This is a genomic window from Pseudoalteromonas sp. 2CM28B (assembly GCF_023161935.1).
In genome coordinates this window covers 189901-211095 of the sequence record NZ_JALNTH010000005.1, presented here as the reverse complement: position 1 = coordinate 211095, position 21195 = coordinate 189901, and the positions used below count along the sequence as shown (strand labels likewise).

General features: G+C 42.9%; 15 protein-coding genes and 1 tRNA gene. All 16 read left to right on the top strand.

From position 1 onward, the window contains the following. Positions 1–59: 59 nt before the first annotated feature. The 16 genes from MTN96_RS09780 to MTN96_RS09705 all read left to right on the top strand — a co-directional run bounded on the left by MTN96_RS09780 (position 60) and on the right by MTN96_RS09705 (position 21056). A tRNA-Trp gene (locus MTN96_RS09780) sits at positions 60–136 on the top strand. A gap of 132 nt (positions 137–268) precedes the next feature. Further along, entirely contained in the window at positions 269–646 is a 378-nt protein-coding gene (gene secE, locus MTN96_RS09775; protein WP_248531390.1) for a preprotein translocase subunit SecE, read from the top strand. Between the two features lie 4 nt (positions 647–650). Further along, complete coding sequence (gene nusG, locus MTN96_RS09770; RefSeq protein ID WP_024032045.1) at positions 651–1208, top strand: transcription termination/antitermination protein NusG; 558 nt, start codon at positions 651–653, stop codon at positions 1206–1208. Positions 1209–1421: 213 nt separating this feature from the next. Further along, complete coding sequence (gene rplK, locus MTN96_RS09765) at positions 1422–1850, top strand: 50S ribosomal protein L11 (protein ID WP_004588205.1); 429 nt, start codon at positions 1422–1424, stop codon at positions 1848–1850. Between the two features lie 3 nt (positions 1851–1853). Beyond that, entirely contained in the window at positions 1854–2558 is a 705-nt protein-coding gene (gene rplA, locus MTN96_RS09760) for a 50S ribosomal protein L1 (protein ID WP_004588206.1), read from the top strand. Positions 2559–2881: 323 nt separating this feature from the next. Then, positions 2882–3376, top strand: a complete 495-nt coding sequence (rplJ, locus tag MTN96_RS09755) for a 50S ribosomal protein L10 (protein WP_024032046.1) — start codon at positions 2882–2884, stop codon at positions 3374–3376. 75 nt (positions 3377–3451) lie between these two features. Next, entirely contained in the window at positions 3452–3814 is a 363-nt protein-coding gene (gene rplL / locus MTN96_RS09750) for a 50S ribosomal protein L7/L12 (RefSeq protein WP_004588208.1), read from the top strand. Between the two features lie 272 nt (positions 3815–4086). Next, on the top strand, positions 4087–8112 hold the full coding sequence (gene rpoB / locus MTN96_RS09745) for a DNA-directed RNA polymerase subunit beta (RefSeq protein ID WP_004588209.1): 4026 nt from the start codon (positions 4087–4089) through the stop codon (positions 8110–8112). A 104-nt stretch (positions 8113–8216) separates the two neighbouring features. After that, on the top strand, positions 8217–12389 hold the full coding sequence (gene rpoC / locus MTN96_RS09740) for a DNA-directed RNA polymerase subunit beta' (protein ID WP_054983402.1): 4173 nt from the start codon (positions 8217–8219) through the stop codon (positions 12387–12389). Between the two features lie 193 nt (positions 12390–12582). Then, a complete protein-coding gene (rpsL, locus tag MTN96_RS09735; RefSeq protein ID WP_002958885.1) occupies positions 12583–12957 on the top strand; it encodes a 30S ribosomal protein S12 in 375 nt (124 codons plus the stop codon). A 97-nt stretch (positions 12958–13054) separates the two neighbouring features. Then, complete coding sequence (gene rpsG, locus MTN96_RS09730; protein ID WP_004588211.1) at positions 13055–13525, top strand: 30S ribosomal protein S7; 471 nt, start codon at positions 13055–13057, stop codon at positions 13523–13525. Positions 13526–13552: 27 nt separating this feature from the next. Then, positions 13553–15667 carry an elongation factor G gene (fusA, locus tag MTN96_RS09725; RefSeq protein ID WP_024032049.1) on the top strand — a complete coding sequence of 705 codons (2115 nt, stop codon included), beginning with the start codon at positions 13553–13555 and terminating at the stop codon, positions 15665–15667. A gap of 62 nt (positions 15668–15729) precedes the next feature. Continuing rightward, on the top strand, positions 15730–16914 hold the full coding sequence (tuf, locus tag MTN96_RS09720; protein ID WP_004589660.1) for an elongation factor Tu: 1185 nt from the start codon (positions 15730–15732) through the stop codon (positions 16912–16914). 530 nt (positions 16915–17444) lie between these two features. Continuing rightward, positions 17445–18242, top strand: coding sequence for a VOC family protein (locus tag MTN96_RS09715; protein WP_054982956.1), 798 nt, complete (start codon positions 17445–17447; stop codon positions 18240–18242). Between the two features lie 118 nt (positions 18243–18360). Next, positions 18361–18726, top strand: a complete 366-nt coding sequence (locus MTN96_RS09710) for a hypothetical protein (RefSeq protein ID WP_029774302.1) — start codon at positions 18361–18363, stop codon at positions 18724–18726. Further along, a complete protein-coding gene (locus tag MTN96_RS09705) occupies positions 18723–21056 on the top strand; it encodes a fatty acid cis/trans isomerase (protein WP_096738955.1) in 2334 nt (777 codons plus the stop codon). The genes MTN96_RS09710 and MTN96_RS09705 overlap by 4 nt, the downstream gene beginning before the upstream one ends. Positions 21057–21195: the final 139 nt, after the last annotated feature.

The following is a 21195-nucleotide window of genomic DNA, read 5'->3' as shown; positions in this document are numbered from 1 at the left end:
TGGGTATCTTTTAGGCTTGTGTTAATGATTTGCGTAAGTATAATAGGCATCCACTTTGCAGGGGCGTAGTTCCAATTGGTAGAACAGCGGTCTCCAAAACCGACGGTTGGGAGTTCGAATCTCTCCGCCCCTGCCATTTTTACTCATAAGTTGAGTAAGTCTGGGGTTAAAAATCGGTTTAAATAAGTCTGTTTTTAAGTTTAGATTTTAATGGATTAACCCTGCCGTTGTGTAGGGTTGTTGTGTCTGTAGTTAAGGTAATAATATTATGAGCACGAATGTAGAAACACCATCAAGTGCGATGGAGTCGGTAAAGTGGTTAGTAGCAATCGCGCTACTTGCAGGCGCAGTTGTTGGTAATCACATGTTTGCAGATCAGTCTGTATTACTACGTGCAATTGGCGTTGTGGTTGCTATAGCAGCAGGTTTAGGTATTGCCTCGCAAACCGCTAAAGGCAGTGACTTTTTAGCATTTGCTAAAGAAGCACGCATTGAAGTACGTAAAGTTGTTTGGCCAACGCGTCAAGAAACTACCCACACGACATTAATCGTAATGGTTGCAACAGTGATTATGGCGCTTATCCTTTGGGGATTAGATGGCATTTTATTCCGCGCTGTAGGCTTTTTAACTGGATTGGAGATCTGATCCCATGTCGGATGAGAACAAAGAAATTAAATTACGCTGGTACGTTGTACAAGCATTCTCTGGTTACGAAAAGCGTGTAGCGCAAACGTTATCAGAGCACATCAAAATTGAAGGTCTTGAAGAGAGCTTTGGTGAAATATTAGTACCAACAGAAGAAGTTGTTGAGATGCGCGCTGGTCAAAAGCGTAAATCTGAGCGTAAATTCTTCCCAGGTTACGTACTAGTACAAATGGATATGAACGATGCAAGCTGGCACTTAGTGAACAGCACTGAACGTGTAATGGGCTTTATTGGTGGTACTTCTGACCGCCCAGCGCCTATTAGTTCTAAAGAAGCAGAACGCATTCTTAACCGTCTTCAAGAAAACGCTGAAGCACCTAAACCAGCTACATTATTTGAGCCAGGTGAAGTTGTTCGTGTTACTGATGGTCCATTTGCTGACTTTAGCGGTGTTGTTGAAGAAGTTGACTACGAAAAGAGCCGCGTGAAAGTGTCGGTACTTATTTTTGGTCGTTCTACACCGGTTGAACTTGAATTTGGTCAAGTTGAACAAGATAAGTAATTGATTAAAAAAGCTTCGCCATTATTTACTTAAATTTTGGCACGAAGCTTGAAAAAGGCCGCTGATTAACTTATAATCAGCGGCCTTTTTGTATTAAGGCAAAAATTTATTTTTGCTCGCAAAAAGTACGAAACCAATTTTTAAACTGGGAAGCCGTTAGAGTACGCGTCCTCGCGCGCACAAGGCTAAGACCCACCAAATGAGGTATTTATAATGGCTAAAAAAGTTGAAGCTTTAATCAAGCTACAAGTTGCCGCTGGTATGGCTAATCCTAGTCCTCCAGTAGGTCCTGCACTAGGTCAACACGGTGTAAACATCATGGAATTCTGTAAAGCGTTTAACGCGCGTACAGAGTCTATCGAAAAAGGCGCTCCAGTTCCTGTAGTGATCTCTGTTTACGGTGACCGTTCATTTACGTTCGATATGAAAACGCCACCTGCTGCTTACTTACTTAAGAAAGCTGCTGGTATCAAATCAGGCTCAGGCCGTCCTAACACTGAAAAAGTAGGCACAGTAACTCGTGCTCAACTTGAAGAGATCGTTGAGACAAAACGAGCTGACCTTACAGCGGCTGATATGGACGCTGCGGTTCGCACTATCGCAGGTTCTGCGCGTGCGATGGGCTTGAACGTAGAGGACTAAGAAATGGCTAAATTAACTAAACGTATGCGTACTATCCGCGAAAAAGTGGAAGTAACTAAAGATTACGAAATCAATGAAGCAGTTGCTCTTTTAAAAGAGTTAGCGACAGCTAAATTCGTAGAAAGTGTTGACGTTGCTGTTAACCTTGGTATTGACGCTCGTAAATCTGACCAGAACGTTCGTGGTGCAACTGTACTACCTAACGGTACTGGCCGTGATGTTCGTGTTGCTGTATTCACTCAAGGCGCTAATGCAGAAGCTGCAAAAGAAGCCGGTGCTGAATTAGTAGGCATGGAAGATCTTGCTGAACTAGTTAAGAAAGGCGAGATGGATTTTGACGTTGTTGTTGCATCACCAGACGCTATGCGTGTTGTTGGTCAACTAGGTCAAATCTTAGGTCCACGTGGTCTTATGCCTAACCCTAAAACTGGTACTGTAACGCCTAACGTTGCAGAAGCAGTTAAAAATGCGAAAGCAGGTCAAGTACGTTACCGTAATGACAAAAATGGTATCATCCATACTACTATCGGTAAGGTTGATTTCACTGCTGAGCAACTTCAACAAAACCTTGAAGCTCTAATCGTTGCGCTTAAGAAGGCTAAACCTTCTCAAGCTAAAGGTGTTTACGTTAAGAAAGTAACCATCTCTACAACAATGGGCGCAGGTGTTGCTGTTGACCAAAACACTTTAAGCACTTCTGTAGCTTAATAGGTGTTTACATGGCGTGAAATTTGTACTATAATTTTGCGCCATTTTGTTGAATAATTTATTATTTAACAAGTAAAGAATTCGGGTTGAAGTCCATAATTTCGCTAAGCTCTTGAGTGATGCGATAAATTGGGCTTCCGTCCAAGACCGTAGGCGGCTTCGGCCTTAATATTACCTACGTAGACGGTGTGAATCCCCAGATAGATTTTTCCTAATCTCTTCTGGCTCTCGCCGTAAAAAGCATCTCTATCAAGTTTGTTGATAGGGAAGAGTAAAACAGGGAAGCCGAGTGTCGGTGACCCATTAGACCAGGAGTAACACCCATGGCTTTAAATCTTCAAGGCAAAAAAGCAATTGTTGCTGAAGTCAACGAAGCAGCCAATGGTGCTCTTTCTGCAGTTGTTGCAGATTCTCGTGGTGTAGCAGTAGGCGCAATTACAGCCCTTCGTAAAGAAGCTCGTGAAGCTGGTGTATGGATGAAAGTTGTTCGTAACACTCTAGCAAAACGTGCTGTTGAAGGTACTGAATTTGAATGTCTATCTGATTCGTTAGTTGGTCCAAGCTTAATCGCTTTCTCATCAGAGCACCCTGGTGCTGCTGCGCGTATCTTCGCAGATTTCGCGAAAAAGAATGAGAAATTCGAAGTTAAAACGGCCGCTTTTGAAGGAAATGTTGTAGATGCAGCAATGCTTGCTACATTACCTACATACGATGAAGCTGTTGCACGCTTAATGAGCGCTATGAAAGAAGCGTCTGCTGGCAAATTGTGTAAAACAATTGAAGCAGTACGTGTACAGAAAGAAGAGCAAGCTGCTTAATTTTAAGCTGTTTAACCTCTCTTTCGGTGTAAATTTATTTGGACCTAGAGTCCGTTAATTATTAGGAAATTTGTAATGTCTGTAACTAAAGACCAAATCCTTGACGCAATTGCTGAAATGTCAGTAATGGACGTTGTTGCTCTTGTTGAAGCAATGGAAGAAAAATTCGGCGTAACTGCTGCAGCTGCTATGGTAGCAGGTCCTGCTGCTGAAGCTGCTGAAGAGAAAACTGAATTTGACGTAATCCTTACTGGCGCTGGCGCTAACAAGGTTGCGGCAATCAAAGCTGTACGTAGCGCAACAGGCCTAGGCCTTAAAGAAGCGAAAGCTCTTGTTGAAGCTGCTCCTGCACCTATCAAAGAAGGTGTATCTAAAGAAGAAGCTGAAGCACTTCAAAAAGACCTTACTGAAGCTGGTGCTGAAGTTGAGGTTAAGTAATCTAGCTCACGCTAGGTTCGCTGCCTGAGTAATCAGGCAAGGGCTGGTGATTATTTAATCACCGGCCTTTTTGCGCTATAGAGTTATGTATTCCTATAGCTCAAATAAAATCTGATTTTCTCTTTACTTTCAACGCTTTATAGTTTGCTAGTGTTGCTAAGGCGGAGTTAATTAGAACAACAATTAAATGTTGTAAATCTTGGCATAGATGCCAGTTAAGTCTGTTCTTACAAGAACAGGTCGGGTCAAAGATCAGCAAGCTGAGGAACCCCATGGCTTACTCTTATTCTGAAAAGAAACGTATCCGTAAGGATTTTGGTAAACGTCCACAAGTTTTGGATATACCTTTCTTACTGTCGACACAGTTAGAATCGTTTAAAAAATTCTTAGTCCCAGACGCTGATGGCGATCATGGTTTGGAAGCAGCCTTCCGTTCTGTGTTCCCTATTAAAAGCTACTCGGGAAATTCTGAGCTTCAATACGTAAGTTATCGTATTGGTGAGCCAGTATTCGATGTAAAAGAATGTCAAATTCGCGGTGTGACTTATTCTGCTCCACTTCGCGTGAAACTGCGTCTTGTAGTTATGGACAAAGAAGCTCCAGGCACAGTTAAAGACATTAAAGAGCAAGAAGTTTACATGGGCGAAATTCCGCTCATGACTGATACCGGTACTTTTGTAATCAATGGTACAGAGCGTGTTATCGTTTCTCAGCTACACCGTAGCCCTGGTGTATTCTTTGATAACGACCGCGGTAAAACCCATTCATCGGGTAAAGTATTATATAACGCACGCGTTATACCTTACCGTGGTTCATGGTTAGACTTCGAATTTGATGCAAAAGATAACTTATATGTACGTATAGACCGTCGTCGTAAATTACCGGCGTCTATTATTTTACGTGCACTTGAGTACTCTAGCGAAGAAATCTTAGATATGTTCTTCGATACTACCGCGTTTGAAGTAACTGACGGTAAAGTTCTTATGGAACTTGTGCCTTCACGTTTACGTGGTGAAACTGCCGCTTTTGATATCAAAGGCGAAGACGGTGAAGTACTTGTTGAAAGCGGTCGTCGTATTACGGCTCGCCACATCAAGAGCATCGAGAAAAAAGGCATTAATCAATTAGAAGTACCACATGAGTACATCATTGGCCGTATTGTAGCTAAAAACTATGTTGATGAGTCAACAGGTGAAGTTATTGCAAACGCTAATGACGAGCTATCACTAGAGTTGATGGCTGAATTGGTTAAAGCAGGTCACACTAAAATTGAGACGTTATACATCAATGAAGTGGACAGCGGCGCTTACATGTCAAATACATTAAATATTGACTCGTCTAGCAACCGTTTAGAAGCATTAGTAGAAATTTACCGCATGATGCGCCCAGGCGAGCCACCGACGAAAGACGCGGCTGAAGCCTTATTCGAGAACTTATTCTTCTCTGAAGAACGTTATGACTTATCTACTGTAGGTCGTATGAAGTTCAATAGCCGTGTTGGTTACGATACAGACACAGGCCCTGGCACATTAAGCAAAGAAGACATCGTGTCTGTTATGAAAGTATTAATTGCTATTCGTAACGGTCAAGGCGATGTTGATGATATTGACCACTTAGGCAACCGTCGTATACGTAGTGTTGGCGAAATGGCTGAGAACCAATTCCGTGTTGGTCTAGTACGTGTAGAACGTGCTGTACGTGAGCGTTTAAGCTTAGGTGACCTTGACGCGATAATGCCACAAGATCTTATTAACGCTAAGCCTATTTCGGCAGCGGTTAAAGAGTTCTTCGGCTCGTCTCAGTTATCACAGTTTATGGACCAAAATAACCCGCTATCAGAAGTAACGCATAAGCGTCGTATTTCTGCATTAGGTCCGGGCGGTCTAACGCGTGAGCGCGCTGGCTTTGAAGTACGTGACGTTCACGTAACTCACTATGGTCGCGTATGTCCAATCGAGACTCCTGAGGGTCCAAACATCGGTCTAATTAACTCGTTATCTACGTACGCACGTACAAATGATTACGGTTTCTTAGAAACACCTTACCGTAAAGTGGTAGATGGTGTAGTAACTGATGAAGTTGATTATTTATCAGCCATTGAAGAAGGTCAGTTTGTTATCGCACAGGCGAACTCAAACTTAACCGAAACCAATGAGTTTGTTGATGAACTTATTCCGTGTCGTCACAAAGGTGAATCTACCTTTATGGGTCGCATGGACCAGCAATATATGGATGTATCACCACAACAGGTGATCTCTGTAGCGGCAGCACTTATCCCGTTCCTAGAACACGATGATGCTAACCGTGCATTGATGGGTTCAAACATGCAACGTCAAGCAGTACCAACATTGAAAGCGGATAAGCCGTTAGTAGGTACAGGTATTGAGTTAACACTAGCGAAAGATTCTGGTGTAACGATTGTTGCTAAACGTGGTGGTGAAGTAATGTACGCCGATGCTAGCCGCATCGTTGTAAACGTACATGACGATGAGCGTATTCCTGGTGAAGCGGGCATCGACATTTACAACCTTACTAAATACACACGTTCTAACCAAAATACATGTATTAACCAAAAACCAACGTGCATGGTTGGTGAACCGGTTACTCGTGGTGACGTGTTAGCAGATGGTCCTTCGACTGACTTAGGTGATTTAGCCCTTGGTCAAAACCTTCGCGTGGCATTCATGCCATGGAACGGTTATAACTTCGAGGATTCAATCTTACTATCAGAGCGCGTAGTTGAAGAAGATCGTCTAACGACTATCCACATTCAAGAACTACAGTGTGTTGCCCGTGATACTAAATTAGGTCCTGAAGAGATCACTGCAGATATCCCGAATGTGGGTGAGTCTGCGCTAGGCAAGCTTGATGAATCAGGCGTTGTTTATATTGGTGCTGAAGTTAAAGGCGGCGATATCCTAGTAGGTAAAGTGACTCCGAAAGGCGAGACGCAATTAACACCTGAAGAGAAGCTACTGCGTGCTATCTTCGGCGAAAAAGCGTCTGACGTTAAAGACAGCTCTTTACGTGTACCAAACTCTGTAACTGGTACTGTAATTGACGTACAAGTTTTCACCCGTGATGGTGTTGAAAAAGATAAGCGTGCGTTAGAAGTTGAAGACATGCAGCTTCGCGAAGCGAAGAAAGACTTCAACGAAGAGTTCCGTATTCTAGAAGCCGGTGTATTAGACCGTGCTCGCAAGCTACTTGCTGCAGCAGGCTTCGATGAAGACAACTTAGCGTCACTAAATGCTGAAAAGCTACTTACTCAAAGCCTTGCACAAGAAGACAAGCAAGCTGAACTTGAGCAACTAGCTGCACAGTACGATGAGCTTAAAGCTGAATACGATAAGAAGTTTGAAAACAAACGTCGTAAAATTACTCAAGGTGATGACTTAGCACCAGGCGTACTTAAGATTGTTAAAGTATACCTAGCTGTTAAACGTCGTATCCAACCGGGTGATAAAATGGCGGGTCGTCACGGTAACAAAGGTGTTATCTCGACTATCGTACCAGTAGAAGATATGCCATACGATGATAAAGGTCGTACGGTAGATATCGTACTAAATCCACTAGGTGTACCATCTCGAATGAACATCGGTCAGATCCTTGAAACACATATGGGTCTAGCTGCACGTGGTATTGGTGAGCGCTTAGAGGAAATGATGAAGGAACAACGTGAGCTACATGAGCTACGTGAATTCATCAAGCAAGCTTACGAAATCGGTGAATCTCGTCAAGAAGTAGATATTGCTAGCTTCTCTGATGATGAAATTCGTCGTTTAGCTGATAACTTAAAAGGTGGTTTACCAATCGCTACTCCTGCATTTGATGGCGCTAAAGAAGACGAAATCAAAGACATGCTAGAGCTTGGTGGATACCCAAGAAGTGGTCAGGTTACACTCTATGATGGCCGTACTGGCGATCAGTTTGAACGTCAAGTAACTGTTGGTTACATGTACATGCTTAAACTTAACCACTTGGTTGACGATAAGATGCACGCACGTTCTACTGGTTCTTACAGCCTTGTTACTCAGCAGCCGCTGGGTGGTAAAGCACAGTTCGGTGGCCAGCGTTTTGGTGAGATGGAAGTATGGGCACTTGAAGCTTACGGTGCTGCTTACACTCTACAAGAAATGCTAACAGTGAAATCGGATGACGTGAACGGTCGTACTAAGATGTATAAAAACATCGTTGATGGTAACCATAAAATGGAACCAGGTATGCCAGAATCGTTCAACGTATTGTTGAAAGAAATCCGCTCACTGGGTATCAACATCGAGTTGGAAGAAAATTAAGCCAATTAGATGCTGCAGTTAACCCTGCAGCATCTGTTACGGCTGAATAGAATGTAGGGGCGAGATTATCCGCCCTCAAGATTAACTCCGACAGGAGAGCTAAGGTGAAAGACTTACTTAAGTTTCTGAAGCAACAAAATAAGACCGAAGAATTCGATGCAATTCGCATTGGTCTTGCTTCACCAGACATGGTTCGTTCATGGTCATACGGTGAAGTAAAGAAACCTGAGACTATTAACTACCGTACTTTCAAGCCTGAGCGCGATGGCTTATTCTGTGCCCGTATTTTCGGCCCAGTGAAAGATTATGAGTGTTTATGTGGTAAATATAAACGCCTTAAACACCGTGGTGTGATCTGTGAGAAGTGTGGCGTTGAAGTTACACTTACAAAAGTGCGTCGTGATCGTATGGGTCATATCGACCTTGCGAGCCCAGTAGCACATATATGGTTTTTAAAATCATTACCGTCTCGTATTGGCTTAATGCTTGATATGACACTTCGTGATATTGAACGTGTTCTTTACTTCGAATCATTCGTAGTAACTGAGCCTGGTATGACAACGCTTGAGCGTGGTCAACTATTAGGTGAAGAAGAATACCTAGATGCACTTGAAGAGCACGGTGATGAGTTTGAAGCTAAGATGGGTGCAGAAGCAGTATTAGACTTGCTTCGTGAACTTGATCTTGGCCAATTAATTGCAGAAATGCGTGAAGAGTTACCAACAATTAACTCTGAAACGAAGCGTAAAAAGATCACTAAGCGTCTTAAGTTAATGGAATCGTTCCACCAATCAGGCAATAACCCTGAGTGGATGATCATGACAGTACTTCCAGTATTGCCACCTGACTTACGTCCATTAGTACCGCTAGACGGTGGTCGTTTTGCGACATCTGATCTAAACGACCTTTACCGTCGTGTTATTAACCGTAATAACCGTCTTAAGCGTCTATTAGATTTAGCTGCACCAGATATTATCGTACGCAACGAAAAACGTATGTTACAAGAAGCGGTAGATGCGCTACTTGATAACGGTCGTCGTGGTCGTGCAATTACAGGTTCTAACAAGCGTCCGCTTAAATCTCTTGCTGATATGATCAAGGGTAAGCAAGGTCGTTTCCGTCAGAACTTACTTGGTAAGCGTGTAGATTACTCTGGCCGTTCTGTAATCACGGTTGGTCCTACACTTAAGCTTCACCAATGTGGTCTTCCTAAGAAGATGGCACTTGAGCTATTCAAACCATTTATCTATGGCAAATTAGAGCGTCGCGGCATGGCTACGACAATCAAAGCTGCTAAGAAAATGGTAGAGCGCGAAGTAGCGGAAGTATGGGATGTACTAGACGAAGTAATTCGTGAACATCCAGTATTACTTAACCGTGCACCTACACTTCACCGTTTAGGTATCCAAGCGTTCGAACCTGTACTAATTGAAGGTAAAGCAATCCATTTACACCCATTAGTATGTGCGGCTTACAACGCCGACTTCGATGGTGACCAAATGGCGGTACACGTACCGTTAACGCTTGAAGCTCAGTTAGAAGCTCGTGCACTAATGATGTCTACTAACAACATTCTATCTCCAGCGAATGGTGAGCCAATCATCGTTCCTTCACAGGATGTTGTATTAGGTCTTTACTACATGACGCGCGATCGCATTAATGCGAAAGGCGAAGGCATTGTATTTAAAGATCCTAAAGAAGCAGAAAAAGCATACCGTAGTGGTAACGCAGAACTTCACGCGCGCGTTAAAGTGCGTATTAGTCAGTCAATCACTAACGAAGCAGGTGTTGTTGAAGACACTGTAACGCTTATCGACACTACTGTTGGTCGTGCAATTCTGTCTCTAATTTTACCTAAAGGTATGCCGTTTGAGTCAATCAACCAAGCATTAGGTAAAAAGCAGATTTCTGGCTTATTAAACGAGTGTTACCGTCGTCTAGGTCTTAAAGACACTGTTGTGTTTGCTGACCAAGTTATGTACACCGGTTTCCACTACGCAATGAAGTCAGGTGTTTCAATTGGTATCGATGACTTAGTTATCCCACCAGTTAAAGCATCAATCATTGAATCAGCTGAAGCTGAAGTAACTGAAATCAACCAACAATTCCAATCAGGTCTTGTAACGGCTGGTGAAAAGTACAATAAAGTTATCGATATCTGGTCACGTGTAAATGAAAACTTATCACGTGAAATGATGGCCAACTTGTCTAAAGACACGGTTATCAATGCCAAAGGTGAAGAAGAAGAGCAACCGTCATTTAACTCAGTGTTTATGATGGCCGACTCAGGTGCTCGTGGTAGTGCCGCTCAGATCCGTCAGCTAGCAGGTATGCGTGGTCTAATGGCACGTCCAGATGGTTCAATCATCGAGACGCCAATCACGGCTAACTTCCGTGAAGGTCTAAACGTACTACAGTACTTCATCTCAACGCACGGTGCGCGTAAAGGTCTTGCCGATACAGCACTTAAAACAGCTAACTCAGGTTACCTAACGCGTCGTCTAGTAGACGTTGCACAAGATTTGGTAATCAATGAAGACGACTGTGGCACAGAAGATGGCTTAACAATGAAACCGCTTATTGAAGGTGGTGACGTTGTAGAAGCACTTCGCGAACGTGTACTAGGTCGTGTTGTAGCTGAGCCTGTGGTTATCCCTAATACAGATACTGTATTAGTAGAACGTAATATCATGCTTGATGAAAAACTGTGTGACCTTTTAGAAGAGCACTCAGTAGATGAAGTTCGCGTACGTTCTGTTATCACCTGTGATAACGACTTTGGTGTATGTGCTAAGTGTTATGGTCGTGACCTTGCACGTGGTCATATCATCAACGCGGGTGAATCAGTAGGTGTTATCGCGGCACAATCAATCGGTGAGCCGGGTACACAGCTTACGATGCGTACATTCCACATCGGTGGTGCGGCATCAAGAGCATCAGCTGAAAACAATGTACAAGTTAAAACTGACGGTACGTTAAAACTACATAACGCTAAGTATGTACTTAATACCGACGGTAAGATTGTAATTACTTCACGTTCAACTGAAATCACTATCATTGATAGCTTCGGTCGTGAAAAAGAGCGTTATAAAGTACCTTACGGTGCGGTACTAACAGTACAAGACAATGCAGAAGTTCAAGGTAACGACATCGTTGCTACTTGGGACCCGCATAGTCACCCAATCGTTCTTGAGCATAAGTCAAAAATCTCGTTCAGCGATGTTGATGACTCAAATACGGAAGCACAAACTGATGAACTAACCGGCTTAACCCGTGTAGTTGTTAAAGACCTTGCTAAAGTAAATGCGAAAGAGCCTAAGCTTATCATCGAAAGTGAAGAGCGCGGCTTGCAAGAAACACGTCTACCTTCATTCACTACGATTGAAGTGACAGATGGCGTTACAGCAAACCCAGGTGACGTACTTGCACGTATTCCGCAAGAAGGTTCGAAAACTCGTGATATCACGGGTGGTCTACCACGCGTAGCCGACTTATTTGAAGCACGTAAGCCAAAAGATCCAGCTATCTTAGCTGAAATCACCGGTACTATTAGCTTCGGTAAAGAGACTAAAGGTAAGAAACGTTTAGTTATTACACCAGCTGAAGGCGATCATTACGAAGAGATGATTCCTAAGTGGCGTCAACTTAACGTGTTTGAAGGTGAGCAAGTGTCTAAAGGTGAAGTTATCGCCGATGGTCCTGAATCACCACATGACATCTTACGCCTACGTGGTGTGACTCATGTTGCTAACTACATTGTTAACGAAGTGCAAGAGGTTTACCGTTTGCAGGGCGTTAAGATCAATGATAAGCACATTGAAACAATTATTCGTCAGATGCTACGTAAATGTACCATCCTTGACGGCGGTGATACTGAGTTCTTAGCGGGTGAGCAAATTGAAGTAGCTCGCGTTAATATCGCTAATCGTGACCTTGAAAAACAAGGTAAAATCCCAGCGAAGTTTGAAATACAACTTATGGGTATCACGAAAGCATCACTAGCAACCGAATCTTTCATCTCGGCAGCGTCTTTCCAAGAAACAACACGTGTTCTTACAGATGCCGCAGTGAATGGTAAGAGCGATGAGCTTCGTGGTCTGAAAGAAAACGTAATTGTGGGTCGTCTGATCCCAGCCGGTACTGGCTTTGCGTATCACCAAGACCGTATGGCTCGCCGCAAGCAGGGTGAAGTTGTTGAAGAGCAAACAGTAAGTGCAGAAGAGGCAACTCAAGCACTAACAGATGCTCTGAACGCAGATTTATCTGGAAATCAATAAACTCTTATTAATCAACAGATTAATAAATCGTAAGACAGTTATCTACTGTCTTACGATGAGTTTAGGTTGACAGGTTAAACTTTGCTCATTAAAATTCCGCCACCCATTTACTTGCATGTATGTTACAAGCTTGTAAAAAGGGCGGATTTTTTTATTTTTTTCAGTAGTAATTTTAATTTCAGGAGCTATTTAAATGGCAACTATTAACCAGCTAGTGCGTAAGCCACGTCGTAGCAAGGTTACTAAAAGTAACTCAGCTGCGCTTAAAGCGTGTCCGCAAAAGCGTGGTGTATGTACTCGCGTATATACAACTACACCTAAGAAACCAAACTCAGCGTTACGTAAAGTAGCTCGTGTACGTTTAACTAACGGTTTCGAAGTAACATCATACATCGGTGGTGAAGGTCATAACCTTCAAGAGCACAGTGTAATCCTAATCCGTGGTGGTCGTGTTAAAGATTTACCAGGTGTGCGTTTTCACACTGTACGTGGTGCACTTGACTGTGCAGGCGTTAGCGACCGTCGTCAAGCTCGTTCTAAATACGGTGCAAAACGCCCTAAAGGCTAATTGTTTTCCGTTAGTAAGGCCAAGCACTAAATATTATTAATTATTGTTTTGGGTGATTGTTCCAAAAGGACAAACCTGAATAAACCGGAGATATAAAATGCCTAGAAGACGCGTAATAGGTCAACGTAAAATTCTTCCAGATCCTAAGTTCGGATCGGAACTTCTTGCTAAATTCGTTAACATCGTAATGTTAGACGGCAAGAAATCTACTGCTGAAAAAATTGTTTATGGTGCGCTAGACGTGGCTGCTGAGAAATCAGGCAAGTCGCACCTAGAAATCTTTGAATCTGCACTTGATAACATCCGTCCACAGGTAGAGGTTAAATCTCGCCGTGTTGGTGGTTCAACTTATCAAGTTCCAGTTGAAGTACGTCCAGTACGTCGCAACGCATTAGGTATGCGTTGGTTAGTAGACGCTGCACGTAAGCGTGGCGAAAAATCTATGGGCTTACGTTTAGCTCAAGAAATCGTTGACGCTGCTGACAACAAAGGCACTGCGGTTAAGAAACGTGAAGACGTTCACCGTATGGCTGAAGCGAATAAAGCATTCGCACATTACCGTTGGTAATCTGTCCTTAACCTTTAAGAGGATCATATGGCACGTACAACTCCACTTGAGCGCTACCGTAATATCGGCATAGTAGCTCACGTAGATGCAGGCAAAACCACCACAACAGAACGTGTTCTGTTCTACACAGGTCTTTCTCATAAGATCGGTGAAGTACATGATGGCGCCGCAACTATGGATTGGATGGAGCAGGAACAAGAGCGTGGTATCACAATCACTTCTGCTGCAACAACGTGTTTCTGGAAAGGGATGGACGCGCAATTTGACGACCATCGTATCAATATTATTGATACTCCAGGACACGTAGATTTCACTATCGAAGTAGAGCGTTCTTTACGTGTACTTGATGGTGCGGTAGTTGTTCTTTGTGCTTCATCAGGTGTACAGCCGCAAACTGAGACAGTTTGGCGCCAAGCGAACAAATACGAAGTTCCAAGAATGATCTTCGTAAATAAAATGGATCGCACCGGCGCTGACTTCTTAACGGTTGTTGACCAGGTGAAATCTCGTCTTGGAGCAACGCCTGTTCCAATCCAGTTGCCAATTGGCGCTGAAGACGACTTTAAAGGTGTTATTGACCTTATAAAAATGAAAGCCATTAACTGGAACGAAGCGGACCAGGGTATGACTTTCTCTTATGAGGCAATACCGGCAGAACTTCAAGAGCTCGCTCAAGAATGGCACTCTCATTTAGTTGAAAGTGCAGCTGAAGCCTCTGAAGAACTAATGGATAAGTACTTAGAAGGTGAAGAGTTAAGTGAAGCAGAGATTAAATCTGCCTTACGTCAACGCACATTAGCGAACGAAATTGTTCCCATTACGTGTGGTAGTGCATTTAAAAACAAAGGCGTTCAAGCTGTGCTTGATGGCGTTGTTGAATACATGCCTGCACCAACACAAGTGAAACAAATCCAAGGTATCCTAGAAAATGGGACTGAGGAAGAACGTCCAGCTGATGATAAAGCGCCGTTTGCTGCACTTGCATTTAAAATTGCAACAGACCCGTTTGTTGGCACTTTAACCTTTTTCCGTGTTTACTCTGGTACTGTTAAACAGGGTGACGCGGTTTATAACCCAGTTAAAAGTAAGCGTGAGCGATTTGGTCGTATCGTACAGATGCATTCAAACTCACGTGAAGAGATCAAAGAAGTTTACGCAGGCGATATTGCGGCAGCTATTGGTCTTAAAGACGTAACAACAGGTGAGACACTGTGTGATCCGAACTCTATCATTACGCTAGAGCGTATGGAGTTCCCAGAGCCAGTTATCTCTGTTGCGGTTGAGCCTCGCACAATCGCTGACCAAGATAAGATGGGTATTGCACTAGGTAAACTAGCTGCTGAAGACCCTTCTTTTCGTGTACAAACTGACGAAGAATCAGGCCAGACTATAATCTCTGGTATGGGTGAACTTCACCTTGATATCATTGTCGACCGTATGAAACGTGAATTCAGTGTTGAATGTAACGTTGGTAAGCCGCAGGTTGCATACCGAGAAGCTATTCGTTCAACTGTTGAAGTTGAAGGGAAGTTTGTACGTCAATCAGGTGGTCGTGGTCAATATGGTCACGTCTGGGTTAAACTTGAACCGATGGATATTTCGGATGATGAAGCACCAATTTATGAGTTCGTTAACGAAACTGTAGGTGGTTCGGTTCCAAAAGAATTTATCCCTGCGGTAGACAAAGGTATCCAAGAGCAAATGTCTCAAGGTGTACTGGCAGGCTACCCATTACTTGGCGTTAAAGCGACTTTATATGATGGTTCATTCCATGATGTAGACTCGAATGAAATGGCATTTAAAATTGCAGGTTCAATGGCAATGAAAGCTGGGGCGCTTAAGGCTGACCCTGTACTTTTAGAGCCAATGATGAAGGTTGAAGTAATCACTCCTGACTCAAACATGGGTGATGTAGTTGGCGACTTAAACCGTCGTCGCGGCATAATCGAAGGCATGGAAGATGCAATAGGTGGACTTAAGCAAGTTAATGCTCAGGTTCCTCTTTCTGAAATGTTTGGTTATGCAACTGCTTTACGATCTGCAACACAGGGCCGTGCTTCTTACTCTATGGAGTTTTTGAAGTACGCTGAAGCCTCTAAAAATGTTGCAGATACAATAATTTCAGCTCGCGCTGTTATATGATTTTAGCTTGTCTGGCTCAATAGTGAGTCAGGCTTTAATTTCTTAATTAGGAATTTTTTAAGATGGCAAAAGAAAAGTTTGAACGCGTAAAACCGCACGTAAACGTTGGTACAATCGGCCACGTTGACCACGGTAAAACTACACTAACTGCAGCAATCACTAACGTACTTGCAAAAGTATACGGCGGTGTTGCTAAAGATTTCGCATCAATCGATAACGCTCCAGAAGAGCGCGAGCGTGGTATCACAATCTCAACTTCTCACGTTGAGTACGATACACCAACTCGTCACTACGCACACGTAGATTGTCCTGGACACGCCGATTATGTTAAAAACATGATCACTGGTGCTGCTCAAATGGACGGCGCTATCTTAGTAGTAGCTGCGACTGACGGCCCTATGCCACAAACGCGTGAGCACATCCTACTTTCTCGTCAGGTTGGCGTACCTTACATCGTTGTATTCATGAACAAATGTGACATGGTTGACGACGAAGAGCTACTTGAGCTAGTAGAAATGGAAGTTCGTGAACTTCTTTCTGAGTACGACTTCCCAGGTGATGACTTACCACTAATTCAAGGTTCTGCTCTTAAAGCACTTGAAGGCGAAAAGCAGTGGGAAGACAAGATCGTTGAGCTTGCAGAAGCACTAGATTCTTACATCCCAGAGCCAGAGCGTGACATCGATAAGCCATTCATCATGCCTATCGAAGACGTTTTCTCAATCCAAGGCCGTGGTACAGTAGTAACTGGTCGTGTTGAAGCTGGTATCATCAACGTGAACGACGAAGTTGAAATCGTTGGTATCAAAGAGACTACTAAGTCTACTTGTACTGGTGTTGAAATGTTCCGTAAGCTTCTTGACGAAGGTCGTGCTGGTGAGAACATTGGTGCACTTCTACGTGGTACTAAGCGTGAAGACGTTGAACGTGGTCAAGTACTAGCTAAGCCTGGTTCAATCAACCCACACACTACATTCACTTCAGAAGTATACGTACTTTCTAAAGATGAAGGTGGTCGTCATACTCCTTTCTTCAAAGGTTACCGTCCACAGTTCTACTTCCGTACAACTGACGTAACAGGTGACGTACAGTTACCAGAAGGCGTAGAAATGGTAATGCCTGGTGATAACGTTAAGATGACAGTAACTCTAATCGCGCCAATCGCGATGGACGAAGGTCTTCGTTTCGCTATCCGTGAAGGTGGCCGTACTGTAGGTGCTGGTGTTGTAGCAACTATCGTAGAGTAATAGTTAACGTTTAAGTTAATTAATACTAAAAAGAGGTCACTTCGGTGGCCTTTTTTATTGCCTAAAATTTATGTCATGTGAAGGTGGCGCTATTACCTTTAGGCGTAGGTGCAACGTAGCAACGTTCAATGAGTATTAATTAGCCTAGTTAATTAATACTAAAAAGAGGTCACTTCGGTGGCCTTTTTTATTGCCTAAAATTTATGTCATGTGAAGGTGGCGCTATTACCTTTAGGCGTAGGTGCTATGTAGCAACGTTCAATGAGTATTAATTAGCCTAGCTAATTAATACTAAAAAGAGGTCACTTCGGTGGCCTTTTTTATTGCCTGAAAAAAAGTGATTAGTTTTTAGCTATCAACTTTTAGATGCTCGGCGTTAATGTAAATAATGTTGTTTGGGTTGGCTTTACAAAGCCCGAGTAGAAGTGGTCACTGATGTATAAGGAGGTTTATTGAGTGAATAACTATCGACACTTACAGGGTATTAGCCTAAGCTAAAAATGGCTTAAATTTACAACAGGAAATGGGCGATGAATAATAAAAATAATTATCCGCAAGGTATATTTTGCTGGGCTGAACTGTGTACTCATAATTGGCAAGACGGGAAAGCTTTTTATACCTCGTTGTTTGAGTGGGGAAATGACGATCAGCCCATTGGCGATGATGAGTATTACACTATGCTACAAAAGCAAGGTGACGATATTGCTGCCATGTATCAAATGCCTAAAGAGCAAGTGGCCTCTACGCCTAGCTACTGGCTTACCTATATTGCCGTAGATGATGTTGATGCATGTGCAATTAAGGCGCAAGAGCTCGGTGCGCAAATTATAGCAGGCCCTCACAATGTTATGGATGCAGGGCGTATGTTAATGCTTAAAGACCCCGCGGGTGCCACGGTGGCATTGTGGCAAGGTAAAGAGCATATAGGATGTAAGCGTCCTTGTGAGCTCAACACGCCTTATTGGCATGAAATGGCAACGCGCGATAGTGAAACAAGCCGTGATTTTTACTGTGAACTACTGGGGTGGAAAAGTGAAACAAAGCCTATGGAAGGTATGGATTACACCTTGTTTTTAGTTGCAGGTAAGCCGGTAGCAGGCATGCTACAAATGACTGATGAGTGGCCACAAGACGTACCTCCTCATTGGATGATTTACTTCGCCGTGGATAACTGCGATAGCTATGTAAAAAAAGCGGCGACTCTTGGAGGGCAAGTGTGTGTACCTGCTACAGATATTCCTGATGTAGGGCGTTTTAGTGTTATTTGCGACCCTCAAGGGGCTGTATTTTCTATTATCGAATCGGCAATGGATGATATTAAAGCTTAGTCATTAACAGCGCTTAAGGCTAAATTTTAGACTTTAGTGTGGTTATTTAGGCGCAGTAATTATGTGCTTTTTTGCTATAATGGCGGGTAATTACACCGTCAGTCAGCAAGAGAGCACAATGGAATTTGAACAAGATAGTAAATTAACCTTACCGTTATTTATTTTAAATGAGTCGCTTAGTGAGCGAGATGTAGAAAAGCCCGATTTAGACATTTCATTTGCTCTTGATGATGAGCTACTGACGCAGATATGCCAAAACCCAGCACCTGATAGCAGTATCGCTATTAGTTTAAAAGAGTATGAGCTTGCGCCGCATAGCAGCGAATTTAATGCGTTGTTAAACCAAGAGCACGATGCACAAATAACGCTGACCCACGGCCCACTGTTAAGTGTGGTGTTAAATACCCACGACAACCAAACTTTTGTCTCTCCACAAATGGATATGATGCCAACCTTCGACCTGGGTGATGAGGATGAAGAATGAAAAAAATTCTGATCAGCACATTCGTCCTTATTATCCTCAGCGGGTGTGCTTATTTAGGCAATGCTCACTACAACGACTTATTTGGTGATGAACAAACGCAGCAGCGTATAGTGCCGCATGATACAGGTGCTGGTGCCGAGTTTTTGCAAGAAGTAAAACCTGTGCTAGATACACGCTGTGTAGTATGCCATGGCTGTTATGATGCGCCTTGTCAGCTAAAGCTTTCGTCCCCTGAAGGGATAGATAGAGGGCTAAGCAAAGAGCTTGTTTATGATGGTACACGGCTATTAGCCACTACACCAAGCCGGTTATTATTTGATGCAACCAGCACTGAGCAATGGCGTAAAAAGGGCTTTACTCCGGTACTTAACGAGCGTGACCAAAACCCAGAAGCAAACCTTGCCGGTGGGGTGTTATTTAATTCATTAGTGCTTAAGCAAAGTGCACCGTTACCAGAGAATGAAATTCTTGATGATGAATTTGACTTTTCACTTAGCCGCTCTCAAACGTGCGCCACTATGGGAGAATTCGATCGTTTAGCTGCAGAGCAGCCTCATGGCGGTATGCCTTACGGTTTACCGGGCGTGTCTAGCCAGGAATTTTATCATTTACAAAAGTGGCTTAAAGACGGTGGAAAAATGGCGCATATTAAACCGCCCACCAAAGCCGAGCTAACAAACGTTAAAAACTGGGAAGCGTTTTTAAATCAAGACAGTTTAAAATACCAATTAGCCGCACGTTATATTTACGAGCATTGGTTTTTAGCCCATATTTATTTTGGTTCTGATAAACCACAGAGCTTTTTTAAACTGGTTCGTTCAAGTACGCCGCCAGGCGAAGAAATTAAGCTAATTAATACGCGCCGACCATACGATGACCCTAAAGTAAGCCGTGTGTATTACCGTTTACTACAGGATCGCTCAACTGTTTTATCAAAAACACATTTACCGCTAAAGCTTGATGATGCAAAGCTTGCACGTATTTATGAGCAATTTATAGCTCCCGATTATACGGTCACTAAAATGCCAAGTTATAAGAGCGAGGCGGCATCTAATCCTTTTAAAACGTTTGAAGTAATTCCTATTAATTCCAAGTATCAATTTATGCTTGATGAGGCTGAGCTAATTATTATGGGCTTTATTAAGGGCCCTGTATGCCGCGGCCAAATTGCACTCAATGTGATTAACGATCATTTTTGGGTTGCCTTTGCAGACCCTGAAAAAGTCGCGACTCCAGCAGTGGAAGACATGTTACTTCAGCACGAAGAAGCCCTTGAATTACCTGCAGCAGAAGAAAGCAATGCATTGCCTATCTCTAGCTGGGTTAAATACTCAGTGCGTGAGAAAAAGTACTTACAAGCCAAAGTTGAACTGGCTAACGAGATGTTTAAAAACGGAGAGCATTTAACAACCGACCTATTGTGGAAAGGTGAAGGGCATAACAAAAATGCAGCGCTTACAATATTTCGCCATTTTGATAGTGCCACGGTAGTGAAAGGCTTTATTGGTCAAGAGCCTAAAACTATGTGGGTATTAGATTACGCGCTATTTGAGCGTATTCATTACTTACTTGTTGCAGGCTTTGATGTATACGGAAATATCGGCCACCAATTAGTGACCCGCCTATACATGGACTTTTTACGTTTAGAGGGTGAGCAAAACTTTTTGGCTTTATTGCCTGAAGCGAAGCGCCATCAAATTAAAAAAAGCTGGTATAGAAAGTCTCCGCCAAGCTTATCTAAGTTTTTTAAAAACAACCGAGAGTTTAGCCAACCTAGCGGTATTGAATATAAAACGGATGATCCACAACACGAGCTGTATGGGTTAGTTAAGCAAACTTTAGCGCCAGTACTGAGTGAGCACTACGACTACACAAAAGTACCCACGCCATTAAATGCACTAAACAATATGCCAGCTAAGGCTATAAATTTATTACCGCAGTTATCGTATATTTTGGTTAAGCAAGACGATGCTTCACATAAAGCTTATACGCTTATTCATCACAACGCGCATTACAATATTTCCAGCTTATTAAATGAAGATGGGCAGCGCGCTTATGATGAAGATACCGCAACCCTAGTGCCAGGCTTTATTGGTGATTACCCTGCGGCTATTTGGTATTTAAATGATCAAAATGAAGTGGGTGAATTTGCACAGCTATTACCTATGATGCAAATTGAAGCAGATTATGCTGCATTAAAAGTAAAATTTGGTATTCGTCGCTCACATCCAGAGTTTTGGAAATACAGCGACATAATGCACCAAGTAGCTAAAGAGTATCGCGGCGTTGAATTTGGTATGTTTGACTACAACCGATTAGAAAATCGCTAACTGGTAATTACAAAAGTGTCGCAAGTATTGCCCTTTTTGTCTCACACTTAATACATTTAGCCCAGTCATGTTACTGGGCTTTTTATTTATATAATTACTAAAGCTGATGTTGAGTTTTCTATATATAGGCTACACTTAA